This window comes from Streptomyces sp. (assembly GCF_019510245.1).
Taxonomy (GTDB): domain Bacteria; phylum Actinomycetota; class Actinomycetes; order Streptomycetales; family Streptomycetaceae; genus Streptomyces.
The window spans coordinates 16247-36213 of sequence record NZ_JAEKKT010000154.1; the positions used below are offsets into that span (position 1 = coordinate 16247).

A 19967-nucleotide genomic window follows, 5' to 3' on the forward strand; every position below is an offset into this window, starting at 1 on the left:
CGCAGTGCCCCGCGCCCCTGAAGAGGCGCTCAAGTGGACGGTACGGTGAAGTAATGGTTCTTCGTTGTGCTGTACTCGACGACTTTCAAGGGGTGGGCGGGGAGTTCGGCGACTGGGCCTCGCTCTCCGATCGGGTCGAGGTGGTCTCGTTGCGGGAGCATCTCGGGAGCGAGGACGAACTCGTCGCGGCCCTCGTCGACTTCGACATCGTCGTCACCCTGCGCGAGCGCGTCGCCTTTCCCGGGTCGCTGCTCGGGCGGCTGCCCCGGCTCCGGCTGCTGATCGCCTCCGGGATGCGCAACAGCGTCATCGACTACGCGGCCGCCGAGGCGCACGGGGTCACGGTGTGCGGTACGGAGAGTTCCTCGACGCCGCCCGTCGAGCTGACCTGGGCGCTGCTGCTGGGGCTGGCCCGGGGGGTGGTCCAGGAGAGCAATGCGCTGCGCGGCGGCGGGCCCTGGCAGTCCACCGTCGGCGCCGACCTGCACGGGCGCCGGCTGGGGCTGCTCGGGCTCGGGAAGATCGGGAGCAAGGTCGCGCAGGTCGGGCTCGCCTTCGGGATGCGGGTCGGTGCCTGGAGTCAGAACCTCACCGAGGAGCGCGCCGAGGAGGTCGGCGTCGATCTCGCGCCGAGCAAGGAGGACCTGCTCGCCACCAGCGACTTCGTCTCGGTGCACCTGGCGCTCGGCGACCGTACCCGAGGGCTGCTCGGCGCCGCCGAACTCGCCCTCCTCAAGCCCACCGCCTACCTCGTCAACACCTCCCGCTCGGCCATCGTGGACCAGGACGCGCTGCTCGCCGCGCTGCACGAGGGCCGGATCGCGGGCGCGGGTGTCGACGTCTTCGACATCGAGCCGCTGCCCGCCGGCCATCCGATGCGCACCGCGCCCCGGCTGCTGGCCACCCCGCACCTCGGCTACGTCTCCTACGCCAACTACACGACGTACTACGGCCAGGCCGTGGAGAACATCCGGGCCTTCCTGGCGGGAGCCCCGGTACGGCGGCTGCCTCAGGGGGTGTCCCGACTCCGGCCCTTGGAGTGATCGTCCGGTGATCGGCGTGACCAGCCGCAGGTCGGGGCGTTGAACGGGGAGTGCGGCGGCTGGTCCTGCCGCCGCACTCCCCCAGCAACAAGAAGGAGAACGTGATGTCTCGCATCGCGAAGGCCGCCGTCGTAGCCCTCGGCACCGGCGCTGTGGTGATCGGCGGGGCCGGCCTGGCCCTGGCCGACGCGGGTGCCAACGCCGAGGCCGTCAACTCGCCCGGCGTGCTGTCCGGCAACGTCATCGAGGTTCCGGTCAACATCCCGGTGAACCTGTGCGGCGACACCGTCGACGTCATCGGTCTGCTGAACCCCGCGTTCGGCAACACCTGCGCCAGCGAAGGCCACCTCAAGAGCAGCGACGGCAAGAACGGCGGCTACGGCTCCTGAGCCACCGTCTGCGGAGCCCCGGCGCCCAGCGCGCCGGGGCTCCTCCCGTCTCCGGGGCTCCTCAGACGTACCGGTAGATCCGGCTCACGTCCTCCAGCGACTCGGGGGTGACGTCCCACGGCGGCAGCTTCCCGCCCCGGGCGACGATCCGTCCGTGCTGCGGGTCTCCGGGGCCCGGTGGCTGTGCCGGCAGGTAGCGCCGCCCGCGGTGCCGGGCCTGCCACCGCTCCCACTGGAGGTCGAGGAAGGCGTGGTGGAACCAGAAGACGGGGTCGTTGACGGAGGCGCCGCCGAGCATCGCCCCGCCGACCCAGCGGTGCACCCGGTTGTGGTTGTGCCAGGACGCCTTGCCGCTGCCGGTCCCCCAGCCCTCCAGCCGGTTGCGGAAACCCCGGGTGGCCGTCGAGTCCCACGGCGGGACGTCGTAGGCGGGGTCGGCCAGTGCCCGGTCGAGTTCGGCCCGGGTGGGCAGGTCGATCGGGTCGCGGGAACGGCCCAGGTCCCGGGCGAGGAACTCGCCGTCGGTGATGCCCTCCGTAATGGTCCAGTGCCCCGCCGCGTAGGCGAACGGCCCGGTCGTCACCTGCTGGTCGCGGGCCCGGCCGTTCCCGCCGAGCAGGTCCTTCGTCCACGGCACCCCGGACGCCGAACGGTCCTTCGTCCAGTCCCAGTACGGCACCGTCACCGACCCGTCGACCCGGCGCAGGGCCTGCTCCAGGTCGAGCAGGAAGCGACGGTGCCAGGGCAGGAAGGAGGGCGCCATGTGGGCGGCGCGCAGTCCGTCCTCGCCGTCGGGGGTGTAGTACTCGATGTGCGTCCGCACGAAGTCGTCGTACTCGCCCCGCCTCTTGACCTCCAGGAACGCCGTCACGAGCCGTCGCCGCTCGGCGGCCGTCAGCCTGCTGACGTCCTTACGCACGTACGCCATGGTCTCCCCCCATGTGCATGTGTCCCCCGTCCGTCGGCCCCGGCGCCGGATCGCGCAGCCGCTGCCCCGGCCCCATCTCGTCGACGGCCGCCCGGGTCGCCGCCAGCGGGGTCGGGTACGAGCTGTAGTGGTCGACCATGCTGAGCCAGGTGCCGTCGGCCCGCCGCATCAGATGCAGCGGCCGGCCGTCCACGGTGACCTGCCACTCGCCGTCGCCGACGGCCCGCCCGGCCGCCGGCACGAGGGCGCCCCGGATACGGCGGCCCCGATAGGTCTCGTCGAAGGAGGTGCCCGCCGGCCCGTCCGCCCGGGGCGACGGACGGGAGGCCGCGACGACCGGGGCGACCACCAGGGCGACCACGCAGGCGAACAGTCCCCGCGTCAGCTCGCGCCGCGCCGGTCTGCCCACCGCCGTCCGGTCACCACCGCGCCGCCGTCCGGCGCGGGGACGGACCGAAAGGGCCGCACGCGCGGGGGGCTACTTGCCGGGGCCGGCACCCAGGTCGCCGCCGAGGACCGTCTGCAGGACCGGGGCGAGCACCCCTACCTGGGGCATCTTCAGGTGCGGCACGCCGTAGTGCTGGGGGTCGGGCGCGCTGAGGGGGGCGTCCAGCTCCAGGCCGGGGGTGAGGGTGCGCAGGTCGGAGGCGGGGATGTCGACGCCGACGTGGTCGAACCCGGCACCGAGGGCACGCGGGAGCGGCACGCCGAGGCCGACGCCGGGCAGCTTGCCGTTCATCGGCACCTGCGGCAGCGCACCCTCCGGGATGAGCCGGCCCTCGACGTAGCGAGGGCCCTCGGGGACGCCGGGGACCAGCAGCGGCAGCTCCATGCCGAGCTTGGGCATCTGCACGCCGAGGGACTTCTCGACGCCGTCCAGGGGCACGGGGACGGGGACCCCGCCGGCCGCGACGGCGGGCGTGGCGGCGGCGCCCACGGCGACGGCGACGCCCGCGACGACGACGGCAAGGGTTCCTCGGGTGGTCGGCTTCATGGCAGGTACGGGCCTTTCGGGATGCGAGAGCAGCGACGTCCGTACCGGGTAACGAGCCGGAATTCGGCATCAGTTCACAATTCGCCCGAGTGCAGCATTAGTCGGCTGTTCAGCAATCCACGGGTCGCTCATCAGCTGGCCACTCATCAGTTGTTCACTCATCAGTTGTTCACTCATCAGCTGGTCCAGAAGTCCCACCACCGGGTCAGGATCAGCATGCCGACGACTCCGGTGTGCAGCACCGGCAGCACCCAGGTGAACTCGCCGAGGAACTCCCGCAGCCCGCGCGGCGCGGGCAGGAACCGGTGGCGTACCGCGAAGGAGGTGACGTACCAGAACAGGACGATGGTGGCGACCCAGGCCAGGCAGCACCACAGGCACAGCGCACCGATCCGGTACAGCGACTCGAACTGGAGCCAGGACACGAATCCGATGCCGAAGGCGCAGCCGGCGTCGAAGGTCAGCCAGTACCAGGCGGCAAAGCGGGCGCCGGCCAGCAGGCCGGCGCCGACGCAGATCACGACGCCGTAGGCCACCAGGCCCAGCATCGGGTTGGGGAACCCGAACACCGAGGCCTGGGCGCTCTTCATCACGCTGCCGCAGGACACCACCGGGTTGAGGCTGCACCCGGGCACGAAGCGCGGATTCTCCAGCAGCTTGAACTTGTCGAGGGTGATGACCCAGGAGGCCAGCAGCCCGGCCGCCCCCGTGACCACCGTCAGCAGCGCGAACCCCCGCCCGGCGCCCGCGGTCCCGGCCATCAGCCGCGCAGGCTGCGGGCCGGCAGCACGACGTGCGCGGCGGCCGTCAGGGTCTCCTCGGCCCCGGCGAAGTCCTTCAGCGCCTCGGGGGTGACGGGCTTGCCGGGCTCTCCCTCGGGCCACGGGCGGGTGGTGAACACCAGGTAGGCGTAGCCGCGTTCGCCGACCGCGGCGAGCCACTCCGCGGGCGCGGGGCACTGGGCGTTGAGCGGGGCCAGGCTGAGCACGGCCTGGCCGGCCTCGACGAGCAGCGTGACGGGCAGGCTGGGGCGGGCGGTGCCGTCGACGAGGTCGCCGCCGACCGGCACCCCGTTGTTCGCCAGCAGCGCCTCGATCGCGGCCCCGGTGGCCTCGGGACCGCCCTCGGCGTCACCGAGGGAGTAGGCCAGCAGGTAGGGCATGTCGCCGCCGTCGGGGGCCTCGCCGCTCCAGGCCAGCACGACGAGCGTGCCGAGGTCGGCGAGGCGGAAGGGGCGGGTTTCGCTTGGGGTTGAGGTCACCGCGCGACCCTACCGACGGGCCGTGCGGCGGCCGGGTGCCCGCTCACCCGGTCGGCGGACGCTTGCCGGCCGGGCCACACGAACGAGGGACACCCCTCGGTGCCCCTCGAACATCCCCGCCCGGCTCGGCTCAGCTCTGCAGCGGCAGGCCGCCGAGCAGCGGGTTGTGCTGGTTGAGCGCGCCGGCCGCGGCCTTGACCGCGCTGAGCGGGGACCGCTTGTTCTCGGTGTCGAGCGCCTTGGACTGGTGCCGCAGCGGCATCGCCTGGTTCAGGTCCAGGCCGTCCTTGGTGAGCGTGTTCACGGCGCCGTTGAGGCTGGTGGGCGTGAGATCGGCGGTGTTGTAGGCGAACGCGGGCGCGGCGACGCCGACGAGAGCCACGGAACCGGCGGCGACGGCGACGGCCTTCAGCGATTTCATCATGCTCCTTTCTTCGGCGACTTTCGGCAACGCAAGCCGCCCGGGGGAATTCCGACGTCATGTCCAACGACGTCCCGGCGCACCGGAAACCCCGTTCCCGGAAGACATATGAGATCCCGGAAACACTGACCGGGCGGGGCACGGTTCGGGGAAGGGCCGGGAAAACACGGACCGGCCGGCCGAAAGGAACAGCCGCCGCGTCAGTCGCTGACGCAGGTGTTGCCGAAGCCGGGGTTCAGCAGGCCGATCACGTCGATGGTGTCGCCGCAGACGTTGAGCGGCACGTGGATCGGAACCTCGATCACGTTGCCCGACAGCGCGCCCGGGGAGTGGGCGGAGGCGCTGTTCGCGCCGCTGTCGGCGGCAGCCACACCGGCACCGCCGGCGACGGCCGCGACGGCGGCGGTGGACAGGACCAGGCCCTTCGCGATTCGCGACATGGAGAGGACTCCTTGGGGTCGAAACAAACATTCGGGCGGATGCCCAGCGCTGTGTCAACGCGTGGCTCCGCCCCGGGTTGTGCCGCCGAAGGAGTGATCTCCGGGGAGCCGCCTTCACGACTCCGACACACTTGCCCGGTTTTGACGGATTAATACCGATAGCGACTAGAGTTGCGAGCCTCCCGACTTACCCGTATTGGCATCACATCGCACTCTTCCGCGCCATCTCCTCCCGCACTTCTCCCCCTCTCCCTGAAAGAACGAAGCCGGTCATGCGCTATCTCCTGGGCCCGCTGCCGTGCCGCGCGTCGGCGAGCGCGCTCGTCCTCGCCCCGGTCCGGGCACCGGGCACCGCCCGGGCGACGGGCCCGGCCGCCCCCGAGGCTCCGCGCATCCCCTTCGCCGAGCGCTGCCACGCGCTGCCGCGCGGCGGTTTCGCGCGCGCGGCCGACCCGTCCCGCGCCGAGCTCCGGCTGCCCGAACCCGGCGGCGCCCACGAGGAGTTGCTCGCCGACACCGTCGTGGGCCACCGCGCGGGCCGCGGCGCCGACGCCGTCCAGGCCTCCGCGGACGTGACCGCGCCGGTCCGCTCCGGCGGACCCGGGCTCTCCCCCGACACACCGGCCGAGGTACGGCCGAACGGGCTACACGCCCCGCGTGGCGCCGACGGCCGGACGGGTCCGGTGGCCTACAACGGCGACCGGGGCGGCACCGGCGACTCGCTCACCTACACCACCGCCGGCCGCGCACCCGTCCCGCTCCAGGACTCCGCCGACCCGGCCGACGACGTACTCGACTCCACGATCAACGAACCCGGCCCGGTACGCGCCCGGCGTGAGCCCGCGTACGCCAACACGCTCGGCTACGGCTCGGATGTGTTCGATCTGGGCACCGGTCTCGCCCAGGGCGGTGACCAGCTGACCTTCCGGCTCGTTTCCCAGCGCGACGCGGCGTGGGCGGGCGCGCTCTTCGCCGCCGTGGACGCGCGGTAGTACGCCGCGTCCACGCCCGCAGTCCGAGCGCGCCCCCCGTGAGCGAGGAATCCGCGTATGCACCGATCAGCCACCGACCCTCGGCCACGGGTCCTTCACCTGGCGCAACCCGTCGAGGGCGGAGTGGCCCGGGTCGTCCTGGACCTGGCGAAGGCCCAGATCACGGCCGGTCTGCGGGTCACGGTGGCCTGCCCCGGTGGTGAACTGGCCGAGCGCGCGCGGGACCTGGGCGCCGAGGTGCGCGGGTGGCGCGCCGACCGCTCGCCGGGCGCCGGTCTCCCGGACGAGGTACGACGCCTCGGCCGGCTGCTCGACGAGGTACGGCCCGCACTGGTGCACGCACACAGCGCGAAGGCGGGCCTCGCCGGACGGCTCGCCGTGCGCGGACGCGTCCCGACCCTGTTCCAGCCGCACGCCTGGTCCTTCGAGGCGGTCGGCGGCGGCACCGCCGCGCTGGCGCTGAGGTGGGAGCGGTGGGGCGCGCGCTGGGCGCACCGGGTGGTGTGCGTCAGCGAGGCCGAGCGCACGACCGGCGTGCGCGCCGGCATCCGCGCCCGGTACACGGTCGTCCCGAACGGCATCGACACCGAGCACTTCACCCCGGGCGCTCCGGGCACCCCGGGCACCCCGGCCGAGCGGTCCGCGGGGGCTCCCCTGGTCGTCTGTGTCGGGCGGCTGTGCCGGCAGAAGGGCCAGGACGTGCTGCTGCGGGCCTGGCCCGAGGTGCTGCGCCGGGTCCCGGACGCCCGGCTGGCCCTGGTCGGCGACGGACCCGACCGGGACGCGCTGCGCCGCCTCGCCACCGCCTCGGCCTCCGCCGCCTCCGCCGCCTCCGCCGACTCTGCCTCCGCCGCCTCTGCCTCTGCCTCCGCTGCCTCCGCCGCCTCGGTCGAGTTCGTGGGCCCCGTCGCGGACGTCCGCCCCTGGTACCGCGCCGCCGACCTGGTGGTGCTGCCCTCGCGCTGGGAGGGCATGGCGCTGGCCCCGCTGGAGGCGCTGGCCTGCGGACGGCCGGTGCTGGTCACCGATGTCGACGGCGCCCGCGAGAGCCTGCCGCCCGGCCAGACGGCGCACTGCCTGGTCCCGCCGGGGCGTCCGGACGCGCTGGCCGGAGCCGTCGCCGCACTGCTCCTCGACCCGGAGCTGCGCGCCTCGCTCGGCGGCCAGGGGCGCCGGCACGTCCTGTCCACGCACGATGTGCGGCGCACGGCGGAGGCGGTCGCGGAGCTGTACCGCGAACTCCTCGGCGGGCGGCCGCTGGTGTCCTTCGAGCGCAGGGAGTCCATCCACTCGTGACCGCGGAAAGCACCGTCCCCTCCCCCGGCGCCCAGCCCCGGGACCACGGACTCTCGCCCGTCTCCGTCCTGCCACCGCGCACCACCGGCGGCTTCCGGTTCCCGCTGCGGCGGCCACCCGTGCGGCCCGCCTCCCCGGTGCCGCTGCTCGCCGCCGACCTGTGTGCCGCGCTGCTCGGCGCGGCCGCGCTCGACGCGGCCGTCCGCCGGCCGGCCCTGGTCGGTCTGCTGCTGGCCGGGGCGGTACTGCTGCGCCCGCAGACCATCCGGCGGATGACCGGAATCCTGGACGAGCTCCCGGCCGTCTGCGGCCGGATCGCCGTCGTCTGGCTCGGCCTGGCGGCCGCCGTCGCCGCCTGGGACCCGGACCGCGCGCTGTCCGTCCGCGTCCTGCTCCTCGGCTTCGCCCTGCACGCGGCGGCGGCCGGCGCGGGCCGCGGCCTGGTGCACTGGCGGCGGCGCCTCGCCCTGCTGCGCCGGCCGCGCGCCGCCCTGGTCATCGGCCCTGCCGCCACCGCCCAGCGGGTCGCCGCCGCCGTACTGCGCCACCCGGGCTGCGGAGTGCGCCCGGTCGGCGTCGTCGCCGAGCACCCCGACGGCGCCGGGGGCCTGCCCGTGCTGACCACCGGCGAGGAGGTCGAGCGGGCCCTCATCCAGAACGCGGTCCGGGCCGTCCTCACCGTCCACCCCGCCGTCCGCACCGAACAGGGCCCGCTGCTGCGGGCGCTGGCCGAGTCGGGCTGCGTGGTATGGGAGGTCGACGCGGACTCGCCGGCGTACGAGATGCGCGACCAGCTCGCCGGGTTCTCCTGCCGCCGGCTGGAGATGGGCCCGCGGCGGCGCGGCAGCGTCGGCAAGCGGATCCTGGACATCGCCGTCTCCGGGGCGGCGCTGGTGCTGGCCGGTCCGCTGCTGCTGGTCTGCGCGACGGTGCTGCGGATCACCGACGGGCCGGGGGTCGTCTTCCGGCAGGAGCGGATCGGCAAGGACGGCCGCCCCTTCACCCTCCTGAAGCTGCGCACCCACCGGCCGGTCGACGAGCACGAGGCCGCCACCCGCTGGAGCGTGGCCGGCGAGGTCAAGATGAGCCGCTTCTGCCGCTTCCTGCGCCAGACCTCGCTGGACGAGCTGCTCCAGCTGTGGAACGTGCTCTGGGGCGACATGAGCCTGGTCGGCCCGCGCCCCGAACGGCCGTACTTCGTCGGCCAGTTCAGCCAGGCCTATCCGGGCTACGCGGCCCGCCACCGGATGCGGACCGGCATCACGGGCCTCGCCCAGATCAACGGGCTGCGCGGCGACACCTCCATCGAGGACCGGGCCCGCTTCGACAACGCCTACATCGACAACTGGTCGCTGTGGCAGGACGTGTGCATCCTGCTGCGCACCGCGGCCGCGCTCGTGCGCTCGACGGGGAGCTGAGAATGAGCTTCGCACTGTCATCGGCCAGGCCGCTGCGGCTGCCGCCGGTGCTGGCTGCGGTGGCCGTACTCGCGGTCCTCGCCCTGCCGCTCGCCCCGGGCGGCGAGGCGGGCGGCGCGGGGCCCGCCGATGCGGTATCCGCCCTTGTGGTGCTGTACGCCGCGCTGCGCACGCTGCGGGAGCGGCGGCGCCCGCTGTCCGCCCCGGCCGTGGCGGTGCTCGGCGCGCCGGTCGTCGGGCTGGCGGTCGCCGCCATGGGCGCGGCCTCGCCGGGCGCCGGGCTCACCGGCCTCGGCCGCTACCTCCAGGTGTTCGTCCTGGTCCCGGCCGCCGTCGTGCTGCTGGTCCGGGACCGCGCCGACTTCCGGCTGCTGGCCTGGTCGTTCGTGGGGCTCGCGGTCTGGCAGGGCGCGGTCGGGGTGCACCAGTACGTCACCGGGACCGGGGCGTCGTACCAGGGCGAGGAGATCCGCGCTGTCGGCACGTTCGGGCCGCAGGACGTGATGGGCATGGCGACGGTGGTGTCGTTCGGCCTGGTCTGCGCGCTCGGGCTCGCGCTCGGACGGTCCCCGGTACGGCAGCGGGTGGCGGCGGTGGTGTGCGCGCTCGGGCTGCTGCTGCCGCTCGCCGTCTCCTTCAGCCGGGGCGCCTGGATCGCGACGGTCCTGACCTGCGGTGTGCAGCTCGCCCTGGCCGGGCTGCGGCGCGCGCTGAAGGTGGCGGCGGCCGCGGTCGCCGCCGGTGTGGTGCTGGTGGGGGGCTTCGGGGTCGGTACGGCGATGCTCCAGGAGCGGTTCAGCAGCATCGGGCAGGTCACGGACGCGCCGGACCAGTCGGTGGTCGACCGGTACACGCTGTGGGCGGCGGCGACGGGGATGTGGCGGGAGCACCCGGTGACCGGCGTCGGCCTGAAGAACTTCCCGGCGTACCGGGATTCGCACGCCTCGCTGGCGCTGTCGTCCGGGAGCGACACGGAGGGGGCGGGCGCGGCGTACCGCAAGCAGCCGCTGCTGTCGCCGCACAACATGTACCTGCTGGTGCTCAGCGAGCAGGGTCTGCTCGGGCTGCTCGCGCTGGCGGGCAGTTGGCTGGCGCTGCTGGTGTGCGGGGTGCGGGGGCTTTGGCGGGTGCGCACGGGTGACGGTCTCGACTGTGCGCTGGTGGGGTGCGGGTTGCTGATCTGGCAGCTCGTGGACTTCGCGTACGCCGACATCGGGGGGCCTTCGACGGTTCTCACGGCGGTGGTCTTCGGGGCGGTGGCCTGGTGGGCGTTGGTGGGGGCGGAGCGGGACGAGAAGGCTGTGGCGCGGTGACGGTGACGCCTTCTCAGGCTTCGGGGGTGCCAGGGTCGCGTGTCGACTGCGAGTCCGATGTGGCTGAGCGCGCCCACGCGGCGGAGCCGCGAGTGTCAGAGCCCCGCGCCCCTGACGGGGCGCCTCCCTCACGGAGTTTCCTCGCCAAAGCCGCTCTCGGCACCGCCGCCTTCTCCGTGCTCGGGTCGCTTCTCGGGCTGATCCGTGACCAGTCGCTCGCGCGGCTGTTCGGGGCCGGGCGGGACACCGACGCGTTTCTCGTGGCGTGGACCGTGCCCGAGTTCGCGGCGACGCTGCTCATCGAGGACGGGCTGGCGTTCGCCCTCGTTCCGGCGTTCAGTGTGGCCCTCGCCCGGCGCACGCAGGGGGCGCCCGGCGATCCCGTCCGGGCCCTGGTCGCCGGGACGCTGCCCAAGCTGGCCCTGGCCTTCGCCGGCGTCGGCGCGCTGCTGATCGGCGGCGCCCCGCAGCTCGTCGAGGTGCTCGCGCCCGGGCTCCGGGACCCCGCGCTGGCCGTCGGCTGCACCCGGCTCACCGCCACCTGCGTGCTGACCTTCGGGCTGGCCGGGTACTGCAGCGCCGCTCTCCGCGCGCACCGCCGCTTCCTCGTCCCGGCCGCCATCTACGTCGCCTACAACGCCGGCATCATCGCGGCGATGTTCGCGCTCGGCGGCCACTGGGGCGTGCGGTCGGCGGCGTTCGGGGTGGCGGCCGGGGGCGCCCTGATGGTCCTCCTTCAGGCTCCGTCGCTGCTGCGGCAGTTGCGGCACCGGCCCAGGACGCAGGAGGGCGCGGCCGGCACCGAGGGGCGGCCCCTGAACGTGGCGCTGATGGCCACCGTGCTGCTGTTCGCGCTGTGCCGGCAGTCGCAGGTGCTGATCGAGCGGTTCCTCGCCTCGCACCTGCACTCCGGGGCCATCTCGCACCTCAACTACGCGCAGAAGGTCGCACAGATCCCGATGACGATGTCGATGATGCTGTGCACGGTCACCTTCCCGGTGGTGGCCCGGGCGCTGGCCGAGGGCGACACCGAGCGGGCCCGGAGCCGGGTCGAGCGGGACCTCTCGCTGGCCGCGAGCGTGGTGCTGCTCGGCACCGCCGTGGTCGTGGCCTGTGCGCCGCAACTCGTCCACCTGCTGTTCCAGCGCGGGGCGTTCACCGCCGCGGACACCGCCGCCACGGCCGGGGTGATGCGCGTCTACGCGCTCGGGCTGCTCGGGCAGACCCTGGTCGGGGTGCTGGTCCGCTCCTACTTCTCGGCGGGCCGCGCCAGCTGGTACCCGGTGGGTGCCATGGCCGCCGGGATCGTGGTGACCTCCTGGATCGGCGCCCTGACGGTCGGCTCGTACGGCGTCACCGGCATCGCCGCCGGCAACGCCGCCGGCATCACCACCACCGCGGTGCTCCTGCTGGCCGGCACGGGCCCGCGCAGCGTCCCGATCCGTACCCGGCGGGTGCTGGTCGAGCTGAGCCGGCCGGTGCGGGCGGCGGTCGTCGCGACCGCCGTCGGGATCTTCGCCGCCGTGCAACCGGCGGACCCGTTCACCGGTCTGGCCGCCGGCGCCACCGCCGTCACCGTCGTCTTCGTCCTGCTCGGCCGGGCCCTGGACGCCCAGGGCTTCGCACCCGCACTCCGTTCCGTAGCCACCGTCACCCGAAGGCTCGCGCATGCCGTCTTCCATTGAGTCCGCCGCGAGGGCCGGACGACTCACCGGCCCGGTCCCCTGGGTCGCCATGTACCACTCCGTGGGCGACTGTTCCGACGACCCGTACCGCGTCACCGTCTCCCCCGCGCGTCTGGAGAAGCAGCTGGGCTGGCTGCGCCGGCGGGGGCTGCGCGGGGTGTCGGTCGCCGGGCTGCTCGCCGCCCGGGCCCGCGGCGAGGGGCGCCGGCTGGTGGCGCTGACCTTCGACGACGGGTACGCCGACTTCCTCGACCACGCCCTGCCCCTCCTCGACCGCTGGGGCTGCGGCGCCACCCTCTTCGTGCTGCCCGGACGGCTCGGCGGCGACAACACCTGGGACCCGCTGGGCCCGCGCAAGCCGCTGCTCACCGCCGACGGCGTCCGGCGGGCCGCCGGCAGCGGGGTGGAGATCGGGTCCCACGGGCTCGCCCACGTCGACCTGACGAAGGCCGACGCGCAGACCCTGCGCGCCGAGACCGCCGACAGCCGGGCACTCCTCGAGGAGCTGGTCCAGGCCCCCGTCGAGGGCTTCTGCTACCCCTACGGCACCGTCGACCAGCGGGCCGTCGACGCCGTGCGGGACGCCGGGTACGGCTACGCCTGCGCCATCGACCCGGGCCCGCTGGGCGGTCTGCACGCCCTGCCCCGCGTGCACATCGGGGAGAACGACCACGCCGCGCGCCTCTTCCTGAAGTACCGGCTGCACCGGCTGCGCCGCCGTCCCGTCCAGGGGCTGTGATATGAAGGCCCTGCACGTCATCACAGGCCTCGGGACCGGCGGCGCGGAGCAGCAGCTGCGGCTGCTGCTGCGGCACCTGCCGGTCGCCTGCGACGTCGTCACGCTCACCAACCCGGGCCCGGTCGCGGACGGGCTGGCCGCGGACGGGGTGCGGGTGGTCCACCTCGGGATGGCCGGGAACCGGGACCTCGCCGCGCTGCCCCGCCTGGTCCGGCTGATCCGCCGGGGCCGCTACGACCTCGTCCACACCCACCTCTACCGGGCCTGTCTCTACGGCCGGATCGCCGCACGCCTCGCGGGGGTCCGGGCGGTCGTCGCCACCGAGCACTCGCTGGGCGACTCGCAGATGGAGGGGCGTGAACTGACCTCGGGCGTGCGGGCGCTGTACCTGGCGGGCGAGCGGCTCGGGCGGTTCACCGTGGCCGTCTCGCCGACCGTCGCCGAGCGGCTGCGCCGGTGGGGGGTGCCGGGACCGCGGATCGACGTCGTCCCGAACGGCATCGACCTGGACCGGTTCCGCTTCGACCCGGCCCGGCGCCGGCTGGTCCGCGACCGCCTCGGCATCCCGCAGGACGCCTGGGTCGTCGGCGCCGTCGGGCGGCTCGCGCCCGGCAAGCGGTTCGGCGTCCTGGTCGAGGCCCTCGCCCGGCTCCCCGCCGACTGCAGGCTGCTGCTGGTCGGCGGCGGCCCGGAGGAGGACGCCCTGCGGCGCACCGCGCGGGAGGCCGGGGTCGCCGGCCGGGTGCTGTTCGCCGGTGAGCGGCCCTACGCCTCCGACAGCGCGCGCGACCCCGACCTGCCCGCCCTCACCTCCGCCATGGACGTGTTCGCCTCGCCCTCCGCCGAGGAGGCCTTCGGCCTCGCGGTCGTCGAGGCGCTGGCCGCGGGCCTGCCCGTGCTCTACAGCTCCTGCCCGGCCGTCGAGGACCTGCCGCCCGCCGCGTCACGGGCGGCCCCTCCGCCTACGCGGCGGCACTCGCCGCGGCCCGCGCCGCCGGCCCTGGCCCGCGCGGTGCGCCGGACGCCGCCCGTCACTACTGCATCACCCGCAGCGCCGCCCAGCTCATGGACGTCTACGCGGCCGCACTCGCCACCACATCTCAGGGAGCCAGTACGCCATGACCGAGAACCCCGTCCGAGCACCCCGCCCGTTCCCGCGCGCCATCCCGCCCTGGTCGCTGCTGGCGGCCGGGGTCCTGGCCGGCGGGCTGCTGGGCGGCGCCTACGGCGTGCTGACGCCGCCCAGCTACACGGCGACCGCCTATGTCATCGCCGTCACCGCCGACAAGTCCGACACCGCGTCCGCGCAGGGGTTCGCGCAGGCCTACGGCCGGGTCGCCACCCAGCTCGCGGTGCTCGGGGACGCGCAGATGTGGGCCGGGGTGCCGCTGAAGACGCTGCAGAACAGCGTGCAGACCGAGACCTCGCCGGACGCGCCGATGGTCGCCGTCTCGGCCACCTCGCCGCACGCCCTCCAGGCCACCGACATGGCCAACGCGGTGGCCCGCTCGCTCATCCAGCACGCCAACGACACCAAGAGCGACACGAACGTCGAACTCCTCCCGTTCTCCCGGGCGCCGAAGCCGACCACGCCGGCCTCCGCGTCCACGAAGGTGACCGGTCTGGTGGGCGCGAGCGCGGGCGGGCTGCTGGGCGGCCTGGTGCTCCTGGTACGGCCCCGGCGCCGGGTGGAGGAGTCCGCCCTGCAGGCCTCGGTGCCCGGTCCGGCCGTCGCCGCCGACGTACACGGACAGCTGTGACGACGACGGCCCACCCGACGCTCGCCGCGTACACCACCGAACTCGTCACCGACGAGGGCGCCTTCGCCGAGCTGGCCCCGGCCTGGGGCCGCCTCTACCGGCGGTGCGGCACGGCCACCCCCTTCCAGAGCCACGCCTGGCTGCACTCCTGGTGGCGCTCCTACGGAACCCCCGGCCGGCTCCGCCTCGTCCTGGTCCGCTACGGCGGTGAGCTGGTCGGTGCGGCCCCGCTGACGCTGGTGCACCGGCCGCTGCCCACGCTGGTACCGCTCGGCGGGGCCATCTCGGACTACGCGGACGTGCTGCTCTCAGACGGCGACGACGGCCGGGTGGCGGGCGCCCTCACCCGGGAGCTGGCCGAGGCGGCCCGGACGGCGCTGATCGACTTCCGCGAGGTGCGGCCCGGCGGCGCGGCGGAGCGGGTCTACGAGCGCTGGCGCGGACCGCGCCGGAAGGTGCCGGACTCGGTCTGCCTGGAGCTGCCGGCCGTGTCGATGGACGAGCTGGTCGGCAGGCTGCCCTCGAACAAGGCCCAGCGGGTCCGCGCGAAGCTGCGCAAGCTGGGCTCGCTGGGGGTGCGCCGGGACGTCGTGCCGCCCGACGGGGTGGACGCGGCGCTGCGCCGCCTGCTCGACCTGCACCGGCTCCAGTGGCAGGGGCGGAAGGTCACCACCGAGCACCTCCAGTCCCGGTTCCAGGAGCACCTGGTGCGCTCGGTGGGGCCGATGGTGCGGTCCGGGGACGCGGTGGTCACCGAGTTCCGGCTCGACGACGAGGTGGTCGCCGTCGACCTGACCCTGCTGGCGCCGAGCCTCGCCGGCGGCTATCTGTACGGGGCGCACCCGCGGCTGCGGGAGCGCAAGGCGGACGTGGCGGTGATGCTCCTGGACGCCTGCACCCAGCACACCGGCACCGGGGAGCGGGGCGCGCTGAGCCTGCTGCGCGGCGACGAGCCGTACAAGCACCACTGGCGGCCGCTGCCGGTCGTCAACCAGCGGCTGCTGCTGGCCCGGCGCCGCACCGCACCGCTGCTGACGGCGGCGCTGTGCGATGCCGCCGCCCGGCAGCGGATCAAGGAGGTGCGGCAGCGGTGGAAGGAACGCCGGCAGGAGTAAGGGCTGCCGGGCGGGGCCGTCCCTCAGTCGAGGTCGAAGCAGAGCTTCCCGCCGAGCCAGTACTCGATCCAGGCGCCCAGGTCCATCGACGTGCAGTCGGACGCGGGCGTGGCGCCGGGCGTGGTGGCCGGGGTCGGGCTCGGTGCCGGGGGCGAGAGGTCCGGCGACGGTGTCGGCACGGGTGTCGGAGTCGCGGTCGGGGTCGGGGTGGGTGTCGTGGTGTCGGTACGGCCGAACAGGGCCTCGCGGTAGACGTGCGCGGAGCGCGGGTTGACCGAGCACTGCCAGACGCCGTGCGGGCAGTAGTCGGTCAGCGTGTTGTACAGCGGTTTGTGCTCGTCCATCCAGGCGAGCATCCGCCGCATGTACTCGGCGTTGTCACCGTTGCGGAAGAGGCCCCATTCCGGATAGGAGATGGGTTTTCCGTGGGCTTTGGCGAAATCGACGTGCTGCTGAAGCCCGTAGGGTTCCCGCACCTGCTGGTCGAAGGAGAGTCCGGTCGGCTGGTCGTACGAATCCATTCCGATGATGTCGACCGTGTCGTCCCCGGGATAGCACTGCGTCCACGGAACGGCGTCGCGGCCCCGGCTCGACGTGAAGTCGAACCGGAATTTCTGGCCCGGTACCGCGCGCATGGTGGTGACGATCCTTCTCCAGTACGTCTTCCAGGCCTCCGGGTCCGGCCCGCAACGATGGGTGTAGGTAATGCCGTTCATCTCCCAGCCGAGCACGACGACCGTGTCCGGGACCCGCAGTGCCACCAGCCGCTCGGCCAGGGCCCGGAAGTGGTGATCGAACTCTCCGGCCGCGCCCCGGCGCAGCAGCGAGCGGACCTCGTCGTCCCCGATGCCGTCCTCGTTGCGCTCCTGCATGGGCACGTTGAGGACAAGCATCCGGTCGGCCTTCTCCCGTCGCCAGTGCGCCCAGACGTCCAGGAAGCCGGGGGCGCCCTCGATGTCGGACCAGCGGTTTCCGGGCAGATACGTGTGCGCGACCTTGAGTTCGGTGCCGCCGAGCCAACTGCTCAGCTGGGCCATGCGGGCGACGCCGAGCGGGCCGGAGTCGAGGAACGCCCCGAAGGCCGGGGGCATCGCCTTGGCCGACGCGCCGACGGCCGGTGCGTCGGCGGCCGGGGTCGGGGTGGGCAGGGGGGCCGCCGACGCCGGGACGGACGTCGTGGGCGTCGGGACGGCTGTCGTGGGTGCCGGAGACGGTGGGCCGGTGATCCGCGCCGCCCCCGCCACCTCGGCGAATCCCGGGCCGGTCGCCAGGGCCGCCGAGGCGACGAAGCCGGCCGCCGCGGCCACGGCCGGCCGGTACCACCAGAACCGCTTCCGCTCTCGCTTCCGTAGAGCCATGCCCGCTCCTTCCTCCGCCGGTACTCGTCCGTCCGCAGCACCCCTGAGGAAGTGCCAGTTACTGACACTCAGTCATATCAATATGAATTCCGCCAGTGCGGATGCGGCTTTCGGGTGCCCCGAAGGCCCGCACGGGTGAACAGACGCAAAGGAAATGGTCCGTGTCGCTGCTAGACATCCGGGTTCCCGCGGTTCTGCTGCGGATCGACCGGAACCCCTTTCACCACGGCACCCTGGGGGCCGTGCGCTCGCTCGGCAGAGCCGGGGTGGAGGTCCACGTGGTCGCCGACTCCTCGGGAAGCCCGGTCAGCAGGTCACGCTTCGTCCGGCAGCTGCATCCGCCGCCGGCGCCGGGCGCGTCGCCCGCCGAGATCGCGGCCGTACTGCACCGGGTGGCCGCGCGGATCGCCCGCCCCGCGGTGCTGATCCCGATGGACGACGCGAGCGCCATCGCGGCCGGCCGGCTCCGCGCGGACCTCGCGCCCGACTTCCTGCTCCCGCAGCAGCCCGGCACCCTGCCCGAACGCGTCGCCGACAAGGCCGAGCTGGCCGAGGTGTGCGCGGCGGCCGGGATCCCGCACCCGCCGACCCTGGTCCCGGACAGCGCCGAGGAGACCGCCGCCGCGGTCCGCCGGCTCGGTCTGCCGGTGATCGCCAAGTGGAGCCGGCCCTGGCTGCTGCCGGCCGGGGCCGGGCTGCGCAGCACGGTCGTGGTGCGCTCGGCGCAGGAGGCGGTGGAGCTGTACCTGCGCAGCGAGGAGGCGGGCAGCAGGCTGCTGCTCCAGGAGTTCCTGGCGCCGGGCCCGGACCGCGACTGGTTCTTCCACGGCTACGCCGATCGCACCGGGCGGGTGCGCGCGGGCGGCCCCGGCCGCAAGCAGCAGGCGTGGCCGCGCGCCGCCGGGCTGACCGCGGTCGGCCTGTGGACGCCCAACCCGCAGGTCCGGGCGCTGGCCGAGCGGCTCACCGGCGAGCTGGGCTTCCGGGGCATCTTCGACCTGGACTTCCGGCGCTGCGGCAGCACCGGCCGCTACCACCTCCTCGACTTCAACCCCCGTCCGGGCGCCCAGTTCCGGCTCTTCGCCGACAGCGCCGGCCTGGATGTCGTACGCGCGCAGCACCTGGACCTGACCCACCGTCCGCTGCCGGACGGGGTGCCGCTGGCCGGCCGGGCGTTCGTGGTGGAGAACTACGCGCCGCTGAGCGCGCTGCGTCCGGCCCCGCGCGGGCGGGAGCTGGCCTGGTCCGCGCCGGACGACCGGGGGCCGGGCCTCGCGATGTGGGCGCTGTGGGGCCGGCATGTGGCGGGCCGGCTTCTCGGCCGGCTGCACGACGGGACCGCCGTCCCGGCACCGCGCCCGCACACCCCCGTGGTCCGCCAGGCCGGGGAGCCCCTCGTGCCCGCGCCCCAGCCCGGGGAACCCCTGGTGCCCGCCGCCCGGGACGAGGAGCTCACCGGTGTGGCCGGCGTCCCCGCCGCGCCCGGCGTCCCCGGCCTCTCCGGTCAGCCCGACCGGTCCGACGACGAGAAAGCGAGCAGCTGCTGATGTACGACCTGCTGGTGGTGGGCGCGGGCCCGTACGGCCTGTCCATCGCGTCCCACGCCTCCGCGGCGGGCCTGAACGTGCGGGTCCTCGGCCGCCCGATGGCGTCCTGGCGCGACCACATGCCCCGCGGGATGTTCCTGAAGTCGGAGCCCTGGGCCTCCAACCTGTCCGACCCCGACGCGCGTTGGCGGCTGGACGTCTACTGCGCGGGCCGCGGCGTGGCGGCCCGGCACGGGCAGCCGATCCCGCTGGAGATGTTCGCCGAGTACGGCCTGTGGTTCGCCCGCAACGCCGCGCCGCCCGTCGACGAACGCATGGTCACCCGGGTCGCGCCGCGCACCGGCGGCTTCGAGGCGACGACGGCGGACGGCGAGGTGCTGCGCGGCCGGACGGTCGCCCTCGCCGTCGGCGTCCTGCCGTTCGTCGAGATCCCCGCCACCGTGCGCGGCCTCTCCCCCGACCTGGTCACGCACAGCAGCCACCACGCCGACCTGAGCCGCTTCCGCGGCCGGGACGTCACGGTGCTCGGCGGCGGCCAGGCGGCCCTGGAGACGGCCGCGCTCCTCGCCGAACTGGACAGCCGGGTGAGGGTGCTGGTGCGCGCGGACGAGCTGTTCTGGAACGAGGTGCCGCCGCCCTGGCAGCGCCCGTGGTGGCAGTCGCTCCGCGCCCCGCACAGCGGGCTCGGTCCCGGCTGGCGCAACTGGTTCTACTCCGAGCGGCCCGGCCTGTACCGGCGGCTCGCCGAGCCGACCCGGACCCGGATCGCGGCGAGCGCCCTCGGCCCGGCCGGCGCCTGGTGGGTGCGGGAGCGGGTGGAGTCCGGGGTGGAGGTACTGCTCGGCCGCGAGGTCACGGCGGCGCGCGCGACGGCGGGCGGGGTGCGCCTGGACACCACGGTGCGCGGTGGCGGGCTGGGCACCCTGGAGACCGAACACGTCATCGCGGCCACGGGGTTCAGGGCGACCCGGGGGCGGCTCAGGCTGCTCGCCGACGACCTGCGGACGACCCTGGTGACCGGGGCCGACGGGGCTCCCGAGGTGGGCCGGGACTTCGAGTCCTCGTATCCCGGGCTGTTCCTGGCCGGTCTGGTCACGGCGGCGGGCTTCGGCCCGGCGATGCGCTTCGTGCACGGCGCCGGCTTCACCGCGCGGACGCTGGTGCGCGGGGTACGGCGGCGGCTGCGCTCGGGGCCGGCCGGCTGGGGCGTCCCGGCCGGCCGGCGGGAGTCCGCACCGGACACGGTACGGAGCTGACGGGCGGGTGCC

At 74.5% G+C, this 19967-nt stretch carries 20 protein-coding genes and 1 pseudogene; 13 read left to right on the forward strand and 8 right to left on the reverse strand.

Translation table 11 applies throughout. The annotated features are described in order from the left end of the window. The first annotated feature begins 53 nt into the window (after positions 1 to 53). Complete coding sequence (locus tag JF597_RS28220; protein WP_294002007.1) at positions 54 to 1043, forward strand: D-2-hydroxyacid dehydrogenase family protein; 990 nt, start codon at positions 54 to 56, stop codon at positions 1041 to 1043. Positions 1044 to 1147: 104 nt separating this feature from the next. Then, entirely contained in the window at positions 1148 to 1432 is a 285-nt protein-coding gene (locus JF597_RS28225; protein ID WP_294002009.1) for a chaplin, read from the forward strand. A gap of 61 nt (positions 1433 to 1493) precedes the next feature. Here JF597_RS28225 and JF597_RS28230 read toward each other — a convergent pair whose 3' ends face one another. The 7 genes from JF597_RS28230 to JF597_RS28260 all read right to left on the reverse strand — a co-directional run bounded on the left by JF597_RS28230 (position 1494) and on the right by JF597_RS28260 (position 5476). Further along, positions 1494 to 2360 carry a tyrosinase family protein gene (locus JF597_RS28230; protein ID WP_294002010.1) on the reverse strand — a complete coding sequence of 289 codons (867 nt, stop codon included), beginning with the start codon at positions 2358 to 2360 and terminating at the stop codon, positions 1494 to 1496. Continuing rightward, positions 2344 to 2769: a tyrosinase cofactor gene (locus tag JF597_RS28235; RefSeq protein ID WP_294002011.1), complete on the reverse strand. Its 426-nt coding sequence runs from the start codon at positions 2767 to 2769 to the stop codon at positions 2344 to 2346. Before JF597_RS28235 ends, JF597_RS28230 begins: the two co-directional genes overlap by 17 nt. Before the next feature lie 69 nt (positions 2770 to 2838). After that, positions 2839 to 3354 (reverse strand): hypothetical protein, encoded by a 516-nt coding sequence (locus JF597_RS28240; protein ID WP_294002012.1) that lies wholly within the window; start codon positions 3352 to 3354, stop codon positions 2839 to 2841. Between the two features lie 176 nt (positions 3355 to 3530). Continuing rightward, the gene (locus JF597_RS28245; RefSeq protein WP_294002013.1) at positions 3531 to 4115 is read right to left on the reverse strand and encodes a vitamin K epoxide reductase family protein; all 585 of its coding nucleotides are present in this window, start codon (positions 4113 to 4115) and stop codon (positions 3531 to 3533) included. Further along, positions 4115 to 4615, reverse strand: a complete 501-nt coding sequence (locus tag JF597_RS28250) for a DUF5949 family protein (RefSeq protein ID WP_294002015.1) — start codon at positions 4613 to 4615, stop codon at positions 4115 to 4117. Before JF597_RS28250 ends, JF597_RS28245 begins: the two co-directional genes overlap by 1 nt. A gap of 130 nt (positions 4616 to 4745) precedes the next feature. Next, positions 4746 to 5036, reverse strand: a complete 291-nt coding sequence (locus JF597_RS28255; protein ID WP_294002113.1) for a hypothetical protein — start codon at positions 5034 to 5036, stop codon at positions 4746 to 4748. A gap of 200 nt (positions 5037 to 5236) precedes the next feature. After that, complete coding sequence (locus JF597_RS28260) at positions 5237 to 5476, reverse strand: chaplin (protein ID WP_294002016.1); 240 nt, start codon at positions 5474 to 5476, stop codon at positions 5237 to 5239. Positions 5477 to 5748: 272 nt separating this feature from the next. Between JF597_RS28260 and JF597_RS28265 the strand changes: the two genes are divergently transcribed. From JF597_RS28265 to JF597_RS28305, 9 genes and pseudogenes are all read left to right on the forward strand, one after another. After that, on the forward strand, positions 5749 to 6468 hold the full coding sequence (locus JF597_RS28265) for a hypothetical protein (protein ID WP_294002018.1): 720 nt from the start codon (positions 5749 to 5751) through the stop codon (positions 6466 to 6468). Positions 6469 to 6525: 57 nt separating this feature from the next. Further along, a complete protein-coding gene (locus JF597_RS28270) occupies positions 6526 to 7764 on the forward strand; it encodes a glycosyltransferase (protein WP_294002019.1) in 1239 nt (412 codons plus the stop codon). After that, positions 7761 to 9182, forward strand: a complete 1422-nt coding sequence (locus JF597_RS28275; RefSeq protein WP_294002020.1) for an exopolysaccharide biosynthesis polyprenyl glycosylphosphotransferase — start codon at positions 7761 to 7763, stop codon at positions 9180 to 9182. The genes JF597_RS28270 and JF597_RS28275 overlap by 4 nt, the downstream gene beginning before the upstream one ends. Positions 9183 to 9184: 2 nt before the next feature. Continuing rightward, the gene (locus JF597_RS28280; protein ID WP_294002021.1) at positions 9185 to 10495 is read left to right on the forward strand and encodes an O-antigen ligase family protein; all 1311 of its coding nucleotides are present in this window, start codon (positions 9185 to 9187) and stop codon (positions 10493 to 10495) included. A 92-nt stretch (positions 10496 to 10587) separates the two neighbouring features. Further along, the gene (locus JF597_RS28285; RefSeq protein WP_294002022.1) at positions 10588 to 12180 is read left to right on the forward strand and encodes a lipid II flippase MurJ; all 1593 of its coding nucleotides are present in this window, start codon (positions 10588 to 10590) and stop codon (positions 12178 to 12180) included. Then, the gene (locus JF597_RS28290) at positions 12164 to 12919 is read left to right on the forward strand and encodes a polysaccharide deacetylase family protein (RefSeq protein WP_294002024.1); all 756 of its coding nucleotides are present in this window, start codon (positions 12164 to 12166) and stop codon (positions 12917 to 12919) included. Before JF597_RS28285 ends, JF597_RS28290 begins: the two co-directional genes overlap by 17 nt. A 1-nt stretch (position 12920) precedes the next feature. Continuing rightward, positions 12921 to 14041: pseudogene (locus tag JF597_RS28295) on the forward strand (glycosyltransferase). Further along, complete coding sequence (locus tag JF597_RS28300; RefSeq protein ID WP_294002025.1) at positions 14038 to 14679, forward strand: lipopolysaccharide biosynthesis protein; 642 nt, start codon at positions 14038 to 14040, stop codon at positions 14677 to 14679. The pseudogene JF597_RS28295 and the gene JF597_RS28300 overlap by 4 nt, the downstream one beginning before the upstream one ends. Further along, positions 14676 to 15794: a GNAT family N-acetyltransferase gene (locus JF597_RS28305; RefSeq protein ID WP_294002026.1), complete on the forward strand. Its 1119-nt coding sequence runs from the start codon at positions 14676 to 14678 to the stop codon at positions 15792 to 15794. The genes JF597_RS28300 and JF597_RS28305 overlap by 4 nt, the downstream gene beginning before the upstream one ends. Before the next feature lie 23 nt (positions 15795 to 15817). On the opposite strand, the gene JF597_RS28310 is transcribed toward JF597_RS28305, so the two are convergent. Then, on the reverse strand, positions 15818 to 17152 hold the full coding sequence (locus JF597_RS28310) for a glycosyl hydrolase (protein ID WP_294002027.1): 1335 nt from the start codon (positions 17150 to 17152) through the stop codon (positions 15818 to 15820). A 161-nt stretch (positions 17153 to 17313) separates the two neighbouring features. Here JF597_RS28310 and JF597_RS28315 point away from each other — a divergent pair, with 161 nt between their 5' ends. Next, on the forward strand, positions 17314 to 18699 hold the full coding sequence (locus JF597_RS28315) for an ATP-grasp domain-containing protein (protein WP_294002028.1): 1386 nt from the start codon (positions 17314 to 17316) through the stop codon (positions 18697 to 18699). Next, the gene (locus tag JF597_RS28320; RefSeq protein WP_294002029.1) at positions 18699 to 19955 is read left to right on the forward strand and encodes an NAD(P)-binding domain-containing protein; all 1257 of its coding nucleotides are present in this window, start codon (positions 18699 to 18701) and stop codon (positions 19953 to 19955) included. Before JF597_RS28315 ends, JF597_RS28320 begins: the two co-directional genes overlap by 1 nt. The last annotated feature ends 12 nt before the right edge of the window (positions 19956 to 19967 follow it).